The organism is Actinocorallia aurea, assembly GCF_054783995.1.
The window spans coordinates 364,611-377,601 of record NZ_BAAGPQ010000015.1 but is presented as its reverse complement, the minus strand read 5'-3'; the positions used below and the strand labels follow the sequence as shown (position 1 = coordinate 377,601).

Below are 12,991 nucleotides of genomic sequence, written 5' to 3'. Positions count from 1 at the left end.
GACGGAGCGGTGGGCGGGGAAAGGGGAAGGCCCCGGTCACCCGCCGACCGGGGCCTTCCTGCGGGGGAGTGGTCGGTTACATGCCCTCGCCGTCCCAGCGGCCGGTGGAGCGGGAGCGGACGGGGAGGGTGGAGAGGATGGGGGCGGGGATGGGGTCGCCCGCCTTCCAGGCGCGGCCGGCGCCCCAGTTGTGGCTGAGGTGGTCGGTGCGCTCGTCGGCGTGCTCCAGGGACGACGGGGCGGGGCCGAAGTCCATGGCGGGGATCTCGACCTCGTCGTGGGAGTGGTCGTGGTCGCCGTGCGCGTGGTCGTGGGAGTGGCCGTGGCCGTCGTGGCCGCCCTGGAGGGCGGCGGCGTCGAGGGCCTTGGCGATGGCGATGAGCGACTTGTCGGGGCCGGTGCCGTGCGGGAAGAACGGGGCGTCGATCTCGCCGACCGAGGCCTGGTAGGCGACGGAGGCGCGCAGCTCCTCGAAGTCCTTCTCGGTGCGGGCGGAGGGCCCGAGGTCGTGGGACGACGCCGACCACTTCATGCGGCCGCCGTTCGGGCCGTAGTTGACGGCCTCGCCGCCCCAGCGCAGCCACTCGTTCTGGGTGTACCAGTTCATGAGCTCGCCGTCGGAGCGCAGCAGCCAGGTCGCGCCGCCCTCCTGGGTGGTGAAGTGGCCGTGCTTGACGCGCGCCGGGCGGAAGAAGTAGGTGCCGAGGTCCAGGGTGCCGAAGTTGTACTCCATGTGGCCCTGGACGGTGTAGGCCTCCTCGTAGCACGGGTGGTGGGCGAGCCGGTGGTCGGTCCAGCCCTCCTGCGCGTGCACGAGCCGCGTGTAGAACCCGGTGACGGGGTCGACGTGCAGGTACTTGATGAACAGGCCGGGCATCGGTCCGGCGTTCGGCACCGCGTCCCACTGCATCGCCTCGGTGTCGAGGACGATGACGTCCTCGCGGGCGTCGTCCCACCTCTGGGCGACGCCCTCGTCGAAGCCGGCGTCGCCGTACTCGCGGTAGTGCAGCACCTGGGTGCCCTCGGCGAAGACGAGCGACTCGGCCGGGACGCCCTTGGGGACGTACAGGTAGGCGCCCTTGCCGTATTCGCGTCCGCCGTAGGTCATGGACCCTTCGAGGACGTGGAACTCGGTGTTGGCGTGGTGGACGCCGGGGCCGCGCCCCCACCGGGTGTGGAAGTCCACGCGCAGGGAGCAGGAGCCGTCTTCCTCGTCGACCGAGAGACGGCGCTCGCTGGCCCGGCCCTCGCCGCCGGGGAGTTCGGCGCCGTGCCAGACGTAGTCGTTCTCCTGGATCAGTTCGACATGAGGCCGCATGTTCGGTTTCAGTCCTTTCGCAGCTCGCGCTTGAGGATCTTTCCTGCCGCGTTGCGCGGCAGGACGCTGAGGAACTCGACCCGGCGGGGCACCTTGGGCCCGGCCAGGACGGTCCGGCAGTGCGCGACGATCTCGTCGGCGTCGGGGGACGCGCCGGGGAGGGCGACGACGAAGGCGGTGACGGACTCGCCCCACCGCTCGTCGGGCAGTCCCACGACGGCCGTCTCGGCGACGCCGGGGAAGGCGTTGACGATCTCTTCGACCTCGCGGGGCGCGATGTTCACGCCGCCGGAGATGATCATGTCCTTCTTGCGGTCGACGATGGTGACGAAGCCGTCCTCGTCGCGGACGGCGATGTCGCCGGACCGGTAGAACCCGTCGTCGGTCATGGCGGCGGCGGTGGCCGCGTCGTCCTTCAGGTACCCGTTCATGAGGAAGGGGGAGCGGGAGCACAGTTCGCCGGGTTCGCCGACGCCCACCTCGGCGTCGGCGTCGTCGAGGAGCTTCAGTTCGGTCATGAACCAGCCGGGTCCGACGGAGCCGGGCTTGGTGCGCGCGTACGCGGGCCGGCAGTCGGTGACGATCCCGCCTTCGGTGGAGCCGTACAGCTCGTGGACGCCGACGCCGGGGAACGCCTCCAGGACCCAGTCCTTGAGCGTGGTCGGCAGGGCGGCGGCGTTGAAGTAGATGGTGTCGAGCGCCGACAGGTCGTACTCGCCGACGAGCCCGGACGCCCGCAGCTGGTGGGCGTGGGTCGGCACGAGGAACACGCTCTGCGCCCGGCTCTCGGCGAGGCCCGCGAGCAGCGCCTCGGGTCCGGGCGCGCCGAGCATCGCGACGGTGCCGCCGGCGAAGACGGGCGTGTATCCGAAGGCGAAGCCCGCGCCGTGGTACATGGGCGCGACGGCGAGGCTGGTCCGGCCGGGTCCGAGCCCCCATTCGAGGGCGGAGCAGTAGAACGTGAGCGTCCGGGAGCGGTGGCTGATGAGGACGCCCTTGGGCCGTCCGGTGGTGCCGGAGGTGTACACGATGGTGAAGGGGTCGCGTTCGCTCACGGCCACGCGCGGGTCGTCGGCCGAGGCGCCGGCCAGCGCCTCCTCGTATCCGTCGCCGACGAGCCGGACGACGGGCGGCGGCGTCGTGATGTTCCCGAGCAGCGCCGCGTCGGCGACGAGGCCGCGCGCTTCGGAGTGCTCCAGGATGTAGGCGTTCTCGGCGGCCGTGGAGCGGGTGCCGAGCGGCACCATGACGAGTCCCGCCTTGGCGAGCCCGGCGGCGATCTCGATCCATTCGGCGCGGTTGCCGAGCAGCACCGCGACACGCTCCCCGGGGGCGAGTCCGGCGGCGAGCAGGTCCTGGCCGAGGCGGCTGGACCGCTCGTGCACTTGGCCGAAGCTCAGGGTCCGCGCGCCGTCGATGACGGCCGTCGAGTTCGCGGCGCTGACGCCGAACTCCCTGATTCCGCCGGCGATCGACAGCTCCACCCGGTCCTCCCGCATGTTCGGCACTACCTGTTTCGTCGAAAGGTTGTTTCGTATCGAGAAACGGTGTTTCATTCCTAGCGGTAAGCATGGTCGCCGCGAGGCGGCCCCGTCAAGCCGTCCGGAGGCGCTGTGAGATCACATCGGAACGGCGTCGCGCTGCGGGGAGGGCATTCGATCTCCCGCGCGTTCGCCGAGTGGGCGCCCGCGCCTCCGCCCCAGGTCGTCACCCGTCTCCTCGTGGACGGGCTCGGCTGCGCCGTCGCCGCGGCGCGGGCCGGCGAGGGGCGGCCGGCGCTGACCGTCGCGCGGGCTCTCGGCGGGTCGCCGGAGGCGACGGTCCTGCCCGGCCCCGCGCGCGTCTCGGCGCCCGCCGCCGCGTTCGCCAACGGGGTCCTGGTGCACGCGCTCGGCCGCGATCCCGTGCACGGCGCGGCGCTCGTCCACCCGGCGGCCGTCGTGCTGCCCGTGGCGTTCGCGGTGGGCGAGGAGGTGTCGGCCTCCGGCGCGGAGATCGTCGCCGCGGCGGGCGCGGGCATGGAGCTGATGTGCCGGCTCGCCGCCGCCGCGCCGCAGGAGTTCCACCGCCGCGGCCTGCACGCGACCCCCGTGTGCGGGGTGTTCGGCGCGGCCCTCACCGCCGCCCGCCTGTACACGCTCGATCCCGAGACGACCCGACACGCGCTCGGCATCGCCGGGAGCCAGGCGGGCGGGCTGCTGGAGTGCGTGCGGGGCGGGACCGTCGAGCAGGCCCATCCGGGGTTCGCGGCCCAGTCGGGCATCATCGCGGCGCGCCTGGCCGAGGCGGGCCTCACCGGTCCGCGCGACATCCTGGACGGCGACCTCGGCCTCTACCGGGCGCTGCTCGGCGACGTGCCGGAGGCCGCGTCCGTCACGGCGGGGCTCGGCGAGGTGTGGGAGATCGAGCGGGTCGCGGTGAAGCCGTACGCCGCCTGCCGGACGGTGCACTCGGCCTTGGACGCCGCCGCGCTGGTCCGCCGGGGGCTGCCGCCGGTCCCGATCGTCGCGGTGGAGGTCGCGCTGCACCCGGACGCGATCCCGCAGGGCGCCGGGCGGGCGCCGTCCACGCCGCGGGAGGCGCGGGCCAGCCTTGCCTGGAACATCGCCGCCGTCCTGCTGGACGGCAAGGCGGATCCGGCCCACGACGCCGACGTGCGCAGGCCCGACATCCGGGCGCTGGCCGAGCGGGTGACCGCGCGGCCGGGTCCCTGGGATCCCGCCCGCCCCGCCGCCGACCAGCCCGCGCGCGTCACGCTCCGGCTGGCCGACGGCACCAGGCACGAGGGGTTCGTGCCGCGGCCTTCGGGCGGTCCCGCCGACCCCGGCCTCGACGCCCTGGTCCGGGCCAAGTCCGGGCTCGGCCGCGCCGCCGACCTGCTGGCCGATCTGGCGGCGCTGCCGTCCCTGCGCCCGGTCCTGCGGGCGCTGGAGGAGGAGCAGGACTAGCTCCCTTCCGGTCCGGCGTCCTTGAGGCCCTGGAGCAGCTCGACGGCCTCGCCGATCGAGACGACCTCGGTGTACTTGTGCTTCAGGTCGAACAGCGCGGCCTCGTGGGGACGGGGGTCGCGGTCGCCGCACGCGTCGGCGACGACGTAGGGGACGAACCCGTGCTGGAGCGCGTCCACGCCGGTGGCGCGCACGCAGCCGCTGGTGGACAGCCCGCAGATGAGCAGGGAGTCGACGCCGAGCGCGGTGAGGGTCGCCGCGAGGCTGGTGCCGAAGAACGCGCTCGCGTACTGCTTGGTGACGACGACGTCGCCCTCCTCCGGGACGAGCTCGGGAACGAACGCCCCGTACTCGCCGCCCTTCACGAACGCGGCGAGCGCCGGGACCTTGCGGAAGAAGAGGCCGCCGTCGGTACCCCCGGGCAAATACTCGACCTTCGTGAAGACGACGGGCACGTCGGCGTCCCGGGCTGCGGCGACGAGTTCGGCGCCGGCCTCGACCGCCTTCTCCACTCCGGCATAAAGGGGTGACTCAGGCACCAGGTACGCCCGTACCATGTCCACCACGAGTACCGCCGGTCGCTTCCCGAACGGGAGGCGTCCCCCGAACCCGGCCGCCGCGTAGTCCTGTTCCAGATCCATTACGCCTCTCCCGTCCCATTCCCGGTCTGTGCGGAGAACTGTATCCTCTGCCGAAACATTGTTTCCCGATAGGGAGTTGTCTATGCGACAGCGCACAGGGCGGGTCCTCCTCGCCCTGGGACTGGCGGGCGCCGCGGCCCTCGTCTCGGTCCCGGCGCCCGCGGCGGCGGCGGGCTGGGTGGACGATCTGTGCACCCGCGCCCAGAAGCAGACCTCGCAGTTGAACGAGGCGAACTTCGCAGCCGCGGGCGGCAGCATCACCAACGTGGACTACGCCGACTTCGAGGCGTTCAAGGAGTCCAAGCCGCAGGCGCAGCCCCTGACCATCGGCTCGTACATCACGTACGAGGACGAGGCCAGGACGCAGCCGAAGCAGGTCCGCTGCAAGACCAAGACCTCCGACCACATCAAGACGATGTACGGGGCGAACGCGGCGGGCGCGGAACAGGACTGCAAGGTCATCAACGCGGGCACCGTCGACGAGGTCTTCGCCTCCCTGACCGCCGAGGAGCAGGCGAGCCTCGCCTATCCCCGCACCAGGGTGGTCATCGGCTTCGACTGGCCCGCCTTCACCGGCGCGGACTGGCTGTGGGACTTCCCCGCGGCCTTCAAGGGCTGGGACGGCAAGCTCAACATCCCCTCGCGCAACCTCAACGTGCCGTGGGCCTGGGCCATCTTCCCGGAGAACTTCCGCGGCCAGCACTACTGCACCCTCATCGCCCCGCAGTACCTCAAGCGCCTCATCCTCGGCCAGGCCCAGGTCTGACCACGCCCCATCCCCCGGTGCTTCCGCGGCCCGGCGCGCAGCCCGCGCGCCGGGCCGCCGCTGTTCCCCGGACCCGTCATCTCCGGGTAAAACGCCGGTGCGGCGCGGTGTCGCGGCCACGTCGCCGCAGATCAGGGCCCCCATACTGACGCCCATGCGTGATGGTTATCTCTCCGGGCACGGCGCGCTGCCCGACCTGACCGATGAGCGCATCGACCAGGTACTCGCGCTCCTGGAAGGCCCGTCCATCCATGACCGGCCGGGCCCGGCCGCCGTTCCGAGCCCACCGCCCGAGGGGGCCGACACGGAGTGACGTGGGTGCGGGCGGGCGCGAGCGCGTTGGTGCTGGGGGCGGGCGCGTTCGTCCTCGGGCTGAGCGTCTACGTGCTGCTGTACTACCCGCTGCGGGAGGCCGAGGCGCCGGGCGCGACGGACATGACCTCACTCGTGGTGTTCCCGCTGCTGCTGTCCGCCGGGTGCCTCGTCGGGCTGCTGCTGATGTGGGCCGGGGCGCGGGGGGCGTGGTCGGCGGGCGACCAGGCGCTCTGGCGCAGGCGCCAGCGGGCGGCGCTGGCGGCCTGCCTGGTGGGCGCGCTCGTCGCGGTCTTCGTCGTTCTCGCGGCCGACCGCCCGTGGGCGGGACTCTCGGCGGGCGCGCGGATCGTCGGGCTCCAACTGCTGTTCTTCGCGAGCCTTCTCGCCTTCATGATCATGGTGCTGCTCTCGGCCGAGGGCAACGGACGCTGACCGGCAACCGGTCGTAGCGCAGCACGGGGCCGTCGGCGCAGACCCGGACCGGGCCCGCGGCGGCCTCCTCGCGGCAGCCGCCGCACCTGCCCGTGCCGCAGCGCAGCAGCTCGTGCGCGGCGACCTGGATGCGTTCGGCGGGCACCCCCTGGGCGTGCAGGTCGGCCGCGGCGGCGGTGGCCGCGGCGAGCGGACCGGCCAGCAGCGCGACGGTCGCGGAAGGGTCGAAGTGGAGGCTCGGCGCGTCCGGACCGCCGGGGGCGAGGAGCCCCGTCGCGGGCGCCTCGCACCGGCCGCCGTCTCCCGCGGCCGACCACACGGCGCCCGCCGCCCACACCCGCAGCTCCCGGTACCGCCCCGACTCGGCCAGCGCCCGCTCGACGACGGGCCGCAGCAGCCCGAGCCCGCGCTCCCAGCCGACGACGAGCAGGTCGAGGCCCGCCGCGCCGTCGAGGTCCCAGCCGAGCCCGCGGGGCCCGGACAGGCCCACCACCTCGCCGACCTGGCACGCGCGCGGGCCGCACGGCACCCGCAGCGCCCGCACCTCCACGAGGGAGCTCTCCGCGGTCGTGCCGTCGGTGTGCAGCCGCCGGGTGGAGACGTCGGCGACGGGCAGCCGCTGCCCCGCCGCGGTGTGCAGCACCCAGAAGCGGCCCGCGGCGGGCGGCACGGGCGAACGCCCGTCCGTACCGCCCGCCGCCGGGCCGTCGGACCCCTCGGGGGCGAGGACGAGCGTCAGCTCGCCCGGCGCCTCGGCGTACCGGTCCACGATCCGGTAGCCGCGCGGCGCCGTCCTGCGCGTCAGGTACCTCCCGGCCAAGGGCCCGCCTCCTCGGCTCCGATCCACGTCTCCAGCTTCTGCGGGGCCTTGTACCCCTTCCAGGGCCGAAGGTCCCTCTGGTGGCCGGATCCGTCCTCCGAACCGGGGACGTGCGTCCCTGACGGGGCGGGGGCGGCCCTGGTGGGCTGGGGACACGACAAGAGGACCTCGGGAGGTCGGTCATGGGCGTGGACGCGAAGCTGCTGGCGGGGCACGAGTTCTTCCGCGGGATGCCGGGCGGCCAGCTCAGCGTGCTGGCCACTACCGCCACCCCCGTCACGTTCGAGCAGGGCGAGCGGATCTTCCGCGAGGGCGGCAACGCCGACAGGTTCTGGGCGCTCATGTCCGGACAGGCCAGATTGGACCTGCTCACTCCGGGTAGGGGGCACATAGCCGTGGAGTTCTACGGGCGCGGCTCCATCCTGGGATGGTCGTGGCTGTTCCCGCCCCGGACCTGGCGGTTCGGCGCCGTGGCGACCATGCCGGTGACCGCCCTGCAGTTCGACGCGGCGCTCGTCCGCACGCACGGCGCCGCGAACCCTGGCCTCGGCACCGAGCTGAACACGAGGTTCACCCAGGTGATCCTCGGCCGGCTCCAGGCGACGCGCCTCAGGCTCATCGACGCCGGCGCGCAGTACGACGCGGCGGTGTAGCCGCGAACGCGACGAATCGGGGGATGCAGATGCGCGCACTGAAGCTGACGGCGTGGAAGACCGAGCCTGAACTGGTCGAGGCGCCCGAGCCGGAACCAGGGCCCGGCGAGGTGGTGGTGAAGGTCGGCGGGTCCGGAGCCTGCCACTCCGACCTGCACCTGATGCACGACTTCGGCCCCGGCGACCTGCCCTGGAACCCGCCCTTCACCCTCGGCCACGAGAACGCCGGATGGGTGCACGCGGTCGGCCCGGGGGTACGAGGCCTGGACGTGGGCCTGCCCGTCGCCGTCTACGGCCCGTGGGGCTGCGGCACCTGCGAGCACTGCGCGCTCGGCGTCGAGACCTACTGCGAGAAGCCCGCCGAGGCGCCCGTGCCCGGCGGAGGCGGCGGCCTCGGCCTGGACGGCGGCATGGCCGACCTGCTGCTCGTGCCCTCCCAGCGCCTGGTCCTGCCGCTGCCCGAAGGGCTCGACCCCGTCGTGGCCGCGCCGCTGACCGACGCGGGCCTGACCCCGTACCACGCGATCCGCAGGTCGTGGCCGAAGCTGACGCCGACCGCGACGGCCGTCGTCATCGGCGTCGGCGGGCTCGGCCACATGGCCATCCAGATCCTCAAGGCCACCACGTCCGCCCGGGTCATCGCCGTCGACACCCGCGAGGAGGCGCTGAAACTCGCCGGGTCCCTCGGCGCCGACCTGACCCTGCTTTCTGGCAAGGACACCGCCGCCGAGATCCGCAAGGCCACCCCGAACGGGCGCGGCGCCGACGCCGTCTTCGACTTCGTCGGGGCCGACGCGACCCTCGCGATCGCCGGGGCGGCGGCCCGGATGCTGGGCGACGTCACCGTCGTCGGCATCGCCGGAGGCAGCCTGCCCGTCACGTTCAACTCACCGGCCTACGAGGTCTCGGTGCAGTCCACCTACTGGGGCAGCCGGCCCGAGCTCGCCGAGGTCCTCGACCTCGCCGCGCGCGGACTGCTCGTCCCCGAGATCACCACATTCCCGCTGGAAGAAGCGGTTTCGGCCTACCGGCGGCTCGCCGCGGGCGAGCTGACCGGCCGGGCGGTCATCGTGCCCGGCGAACGTCCCTAGGAAGGAGAGCCTGAATCCCATGGCCGATCCCCGTCAGGAGAAGCTCGGAGTCCTCGTCGGCTACGACGGTTCGGAAGGAGGTGAGCGCGCCCTCGCCTGGGCGGCCGAGGAAGCCGCCGCGCGAAGGCTGCCGCTGACGGTCTGCCACGTCTGGCAGGTCGTCTACCCCGGCTTCGTCATGATGCCGGTCGACGCGGTGGAGAAGTCCGCGACCGAACTCGTCGAGGCGGCCGCCGACAAGGCGCGCTCGGCCCACCCGGGGCTGGCCGTCAAGACCCTCACGATCAGCGGGTCGCCGGCCTTCAACCTCGTCGACCAGGCCCGCGACGCCGAACTCACCGTCGTCGGCAGCGTCGGGATGGGCGCGTTCCGGCGCGCCCTCATCGGCACCGTCGGCAGCCAGGTCGCCGCGCACGGCACCGGCGTCGTCACGGTCGTGCGCGGCGAGGACAACCCGGCAGGCCCCGTCGTCGTCGGCCTCGACGGCTCGGCGGTCTCGGGGGACGTGCTGCGGGCCGCGCTGGAGGAGGCCAAGGCCAGGTCCGCACGGGTCGTCGCGCTGTGCGTCTACCCCGCGAGCGCCGAGGTCAAGGACACGCCGTTCGTCGAGGAGGACCAGCTGCGGGACATCGCGCGCGAGCGGTTCGAGGCCGCGGTGCGCGCGGGCGCGGAGGGCTTCCCCGGCGTGGAGGTGCAGGTGCGGTTCGTCGACGGAGACCCCGTGACCGAGCTGGTCACGGCGAGCGAGGGGGCGAGGATCCTCGTCGTCGGGGCGCGCCGCGGCGGGTCGCTGCGCAAGCGCCTGCTCGGCTCCTCCAGCGAGGGAGCGGTCCACCACGCGCTGAGCCCGGTGACCGTCGTGCACCCGCCGGAAGACCGACAGGTACAGGAAGACCGATAGGCAGGGACGGCAGGTGAAGCGGGGCGCCTGCGGGCGCCCCGCTTCACGCGTTCGGGGGCTCGTCCGGCAGGAGGGTCTCGGCGGCCAGCCGGATGGCGTCGGCCCGGACTTCGGGCGGCGCCTGCTCGAAAGCCTCGGCGACCGCGATCAGCGACTCGGTGATCCGCGCGGTGCGCTCCTCCAGATCGCCGATGAGGACTTCGAGTCGCGACGTGTTCACCGGGGGCGTCGACCCGCTGGTGACCTCACTGGACATTGCTCTCCTCGCCTCGTTTCCCGGGAATCAGTCTCCGCCCGGCCGGGCCATCGCCTTTAGGGGCGAAGGTCCCCTCGCGCAGAGTCCTTCGCAGCGGGCGAGAACGCCTTCACCAGCACCCCGGTGGCAATCGGCCGGGCACGGAGGGTGACACTGGAGTCATGGAAGCGAACACCGGCCCGGCGGGCCAGGGGCGGCCCGGCGAGGCCGGGTCCTCAAGCGCCACGTCGGCGGGCCAAGGACAGCACGGCCCGGTGGCGGGGCGCCCCGGCGAAGCCGGGTCCTCAAGCGCCACGTCGGCGGGCCAAGGACAGCACGGCCCGGTGGCGGTGGCGACCGATGGGTCGCCGGGCGCGGGGACCGCGGTCCGGTGGGCCGCGCAGGAAGCGGCGAGGCGTCGGCTGCCCCTGCACATCGTTCATGTCCGCGAGCCGGAGCCGAGGTTCGGCGAGGCGGTGCCGGAAAGCGAGTCCGGGGCCTACGAGCGCGGCAGGGTCATCCTGGCCGCCGCGCGCGCCTCGGTCACCGGGCTCTTCCCCGGCGTGCCCGCCACCACCGAGGAGCTCCGCGGCCACGCCCCGCGGGTCCTCATCGACCTGTCCGCGCGGTGCGCCCTGCTCGTCGTCGGGCACCGCGGCACCGGCAGGTTCGCCGGGCTGCTGCTCGGCTCGACGGGCCTGCGCGTCGCCGGCCGGACCGCCTGCCCGGTGGTGATCGTGCGCGGGGACGTGTCGGGGACCCGCGGCGCCGTCGTCGCGGGCATCGACCTCGACCGTGACAACTCCGGGATCCTCGACCTCGCGTTCACCGAGGCGCGGGCGCGCGGCGCGGTTCTGCGGGCCGTCCACTCCTGGGACACGCCGAGTCTGTCCGTCCTCAGCGCGGGCCCGCTGGAGCGCATCGAATCGCTTCTGGAGCCGTGGGCGGAGCGGTTCCCGGACGTCAAGTGCTCCGGCGACATGCCGTTCGAGCACCCGGTCGCGGCGCTCACCGGCGAGTCGACGACCGCCGACCTGCTCGTCATCGGGTCGCGCGGGCTCGGCGGGTTCAAGGGCGCGGTGCTCGGTTCGGTCTCCCACGGCGTCCTGCACCACGCCGACTGCCCGGTCGCCGTCGTCACATCCCGAGGAGAGCCATGAGCGAGATCGTCGTCGGCTACGACGGCTCGGAGAGCAGCGAGCGCGCCATCCGGTGGGCGGCGCACGAGGCCAGCCTGCGCGGCGCGGACCTCGTGGTGTGCCACGCCTGGCACTGGGCGTACGCCGACCCGTCGCACGCAGCGTCCTATGAGACGGTCCGGCGGTTCGCCGACCTGGAGCTCGGCAAGGGCGTCCTCATCGCCGAGACGACCGCGCCGCGCGTCACCGTGCGTCGGGCGCTGCTGCGCGGCCCGGCCGCGGCGACCCTGCTGCACGAGTCCACCGACGCGGTCATGCTCGTGGTCGGGGCGCGCGGCGCGGGCGGGTTCCCCGAACTGCGGTCCGGCTCGGTCGCCCGGCAGACCGCCGGGCACGCGCTGTGCCCCGTCGTGGTCGTCCGCGACCCCGCGGCCGAAGGGCCCGTCGTCGTCGGCGTCGACCTGTCGCGGGCCAGCGGCGCCGCGCTGGAGCTGGCGTTCGAGGAGGCGGCGCTGCGCCGCCGCGAGCTCGTCGCCGTGCACGCCGCGGACGCGCCCGCCGAGACCCCCGACATCGAGGAGTTCCGCAGGCAGGCGGGCGCACGGCTCCACCGGGAGATCTCCGCGTGGCGCACCAAGCACCCGCTCGCCGACGTCACCGTCCGGCTCGTGCACGCGCCGCCGCGCGAGGTGCTGCTGGAGGCCGCGCAGGGCGCGTCGCTGCTCATCCTCGGCGACCACGGCGACCAGGCGGCCCTGGCGCTCGGCCCGGTCAGCGGCGCGCTCATCGACCTGGCCCCGTGCAATATCGCCGTCACCCGCCCCTACCGCAATGAGTGAGCGGCGGCCCGTCGTCGCCGGAGTCGACGGCTCGGAGCCCGGCTACGCCGCCGTGGAGTGGGCGGCGGCGGAGGCGGCCCGCAGGCACCTGCCGCTGCGGCTGGTCTTCGCCGTCACGCCCCGGCTGCTGGAGCACACCTCGGCGCCCGGCGCCGAGACCGTCCGCCAGGAGATCCGCGACGGCTGCCTCCAGGCGCTGCGGCGCGGCGCCGACCGGGCCGCGGCGACGGCGCGGTCGGTGGCCGTCGACACCGAGCTGATCGCGGGCGGGGCCGCCGCCGCGCTCGTCGCCGAAGGAGAGCGGGCGGAGCTGCTCGTCGTCGGAGGCCGCGGCCACGGGGAGCTCGCCGGGCTGCTCCTCGGCTCGGTCACCGGCCAGGTCGCCGCGCACGCGCCCTGCCCGGTCGCGGTCGTGCGGCACGCGGAGCCGCCCACGCACAACGAGGTCGTCGTCGGCGTCGACACCGCGGAAAGCGCCCGGGACGCCCTGGAGTTCGCCTTCGCGGAGGCCTCCGCGCGAGGCGCGCGGCTGCGGGCCGTGCACGCCTGGACGCACCCGCCGGGCACCGGGCACGGCGAGATGCAGCCGGTGGTGTTCGATCCCGAACTCGTCGCCGAGGAGGAGGGCCTGGTGCTCGCCGAGGCGCTCGCGGGCTGGACGGGCCGGTACCCGGACGTCGAGGTGACGCCCGAGGTCGTGCGCGGCAGGGCCGTCCGGGCCCTCGCGGGGGCTTCGGCCAAGGCCGACGTGCTCGTCGTCGGCAGCCGCGGCAGGGGAGGGTTCCCCGGGCTGGTCCTCGGGTCGGTGGGCCGGGCGATGCTGCACCACGCGCACTGCCCCGTGGTCGTCGCGCACGGCCGCTGACGGCCGGACCGCCCGTTCCGGACCGCGG

Annotated in this window: 15 protein-coding genes; 10 read left to right on the top strand and 5 right to left on the bottom strand. The window is 74.2% G+C overall.

Annotation, left to right across the window (positions count from 1 at the left end; all coding sequences use genetic code 11):
- Positions 1 to 76: 76 nt before the first annotated feature.
- A complete protein-coding gene (locus ACYVOM_RS21520) occupies positions 77 to 1,318 on the bottom strand; it encodes a DUF4437 domain-containing protein (protein WP_460305234.1) in 1,242 nt (413 codons plus the stop codon).
- An 8-nt stretch (positions 1,319 to 1,326) separates the two neighbouring features.
- Positions 1,327 to 2,817: a class I adenylate-forming enzyme family protein gene (locus ACYVOM_RS21515; RefSeq protein WP_460305233.1), complete on the bottom strand. Its 1,491-nt coding sequence runs from the start codon at positions 2,815 to 2,817 to the stop codon at positions 1,327 to 1,329.
- A gap of 114 nt (positions 2,818 to 2,931) precedes the next feature.
- Here ACYVOM_RS21515 and ACYVOM_RS21510 point away from each other — a divergent pair, with 114 nt between their 5' ends.
- The gene (locus ACYVOM_RS21510; protein WP_460305232.1) at positions 2,932 to 4,266 is read left to right on the top strand and encodes an MmgE/PrpD family protein; all 1,335 of its coding nucleotides are present in this window, start codon (positions 2,932 to 2,934) and stop codon (positions 4,264 to 4,266) included.
- Here ACYVOM_RS21510 and ACYVOM_RS21505 read toward each other — a convergent pair.
- The gene (locus tag ACYVOM_RS21505) at positions 4,263 to 4,907 is read right to left on the bottom strand and encodes an isochorismatase family protein (RefSeq protein WP_460305231.1); all 645 of its coding nucleotides are present in this window, start codon (positions 4,905 to 4,907) and stop codon (positions 4,263 to 4,265) included. The two genes, ACYVOM_RS21510 and ACYVOM_RS21505, sit on opposite strands and share 4 nt — an antisense overlap.
- Before the next feature lie 82 nt (positions 4,908 to 4,989).
- Here ACYVOM_RS21505 and ACYVOM_RS21500 point away from each other — a divergent pair, with 82 nt between their 5' ends.
- From ACYVOM_RS21500 to ACYVOM_RS21490, 3 genes are all read left to right on the top strand, one after another.
- Positions 4,990 to 5,673, top strand: coding sequence for a hypothetical protein (locus ACYVOM_RS21500; RefSeq protein ID WP_460305230.1), 684 nt, complete (start codon positions 4,990 to 4,992; stop codon positions 5,671 to 5,673).
- Positions 5,674 to 5,827: 154 nt separating this feature from the next.
- Positions 5,828 to 5,986: a hypothetical protein gene (locus ACYVOM_RS21495; protein WP_460305229.1), complete on the top strand. Its 159-nt coding sequence runs from the start codon at positions 5,828 to 5,830 to the stop codon at positions 5,984 to 5,986.
- Positions 5,983 to 6,420: a hypothetical protein gene (locus ACYVOM_RS21490; protein WP_460305228.1), complete on the top strand. Its 438-nt coding sequence runs from the start codon at positions 5,983 to 5,985 to the stop codon at positions 6,418 to 6,420. Before ACYVOM_RS21495 ends, ACYVOM_RS21490 begins: the two co-directional genes overlap by 4 nt.
- Here the strand turns inward: ACYVOM_RS21490 and ACYVOM_RS21485 are convergent.
- Complete coding sequence (locus tag ACYVOM_RS21485; RefSeq protein ID WP_460305227.1) at positions 6,383 to 7,240, bottom strand: iron-sulfur cluster-binding protein; 858 nt, start codon at positions 7,238 to 7,240, stop codon at positions 6,383 to 6,385. The genes ACYVOM_RS21490 and ACYVOM_RS21485 overlap by 38 nt on opposite strands.
- 182 nt (positions 7,241 to 7,422) lie before the next feature.
- Between ACYVOM_RS21485 and ACYVOM_RS21480 the strand changes: the two genes are divergently transcribed.
- From ACYVOM_RS21480 to ACYVOM_RS21470, 3 genes are read left to right on the top strand one after another with little or no spacing between them, the layout of a single operon-like run.
- A complete protein-coding gene (locus tag ACYVOM_RS21480) occupies positions 7,423 to 7,893 on the top strand; it encodes a cyclic nucleotide-binding domain-containing protein (protein WP_460305226.1) in 471 nt (156 codons plus the stop codon).
- A 29-nt stretch (positions 7,894 to 7,922) separates the two neighbouring features.
- Positions 7,923 to 8,984, top strand: a complete 1,062-nt coding sequence (locus tag ACYVOM_RS21475; protein ID WP_460305225.1) for an NAD(P)-dependent alcohol dehydrogenase — start codon at positions 7,923 to 7,925, stop codon at positions 8,982 to 8,984.
- A gap of 19 nt (positions 8,985 to 9,003) precedes the next feature.
- Positions 9,004 to 9,885: a universal stress protein gene (locus ACYVOM_RS21470; protein WP_460305224.1), complete on the top strand. Its 882-nt coding sequence runs from the start codon at positions 9,004 to 9,006 to the stop codon at positions 9,883 to 9,885.
- A gap of 43 nt (positions 9,886 to 9,928) precedes the next feature.
- On the opposite strand, the gene ACYVOM_RS21465 is transcribed toward ACYVOM_RS21470, so the two are convergent.
- Positions 9,929 to 10,141: a hypothetical protein gene (locus ACYVOM_RS21465; protein ID WP_460305223.1), complete on the bottom strand. Its 213-nt coding sequence runs from the start codon at positions 10,139 to 10,141 to the stop codon at positions 9,929 to 9,931.
- A gap of 161 nt (positions 10,142 to 10,302) precedes the next feature.
- On the opposite strand from ACYVOM_RS21465, the gene ACYVOM_RS21460 reads away from it, so the two are divergent.
- Genes ACYVOM_RS21460 through ACYVOM_RS21450 form a run of 3 tightly spaced genes read left to right on the top strand, consistent with a single transcriptional unit; the run spans position 10,303 to position 12,963 of the window.
- On the top strand, positions 10,303 to 11,280 hold the full coding sequence (locus ACYVOM_RS21460) for a universal stress protein (RefSeq protein WP_460305222.1): 978 nt from the start codon (positions 10,303 to 10,305) through the stop codon (positions 11,278 to 11,280).
- Positions 11,277 to 12,098, top strand: a complete 822-nt coding sequence (locus tag ACYVOM_RS21455; RefSeq protein ID WP_460305221.1) for a universal stress protein — start codon at positions 11,277 to 11,279, stop codon at positions 12,096 to 12,098. Before ACYVOM_RS21460 ends, ACYVOM_RS21455 begins: the two co-directional genes overlap by 4 nt.
- The gene (locus ACYVOM_RS21450; RefSeq protein WP_460305220.1) at positions 12,091 to 12,963 is read left to right on the top strand and encodes a universal stress protein; all 873 of its coding nucleotides are present in this window, start codon (positions 12,091 to 12,093) and stop codon (positions 12,961 to 12,963) included. The genes ACYVOM_RS21455 and ACYVOM_RS21450 overlap by 8 nt, the downstream gene beginning before the upstream one ends.
- Positions 12,964 to 12,991 lie beyond the last annotated feature (28 nt).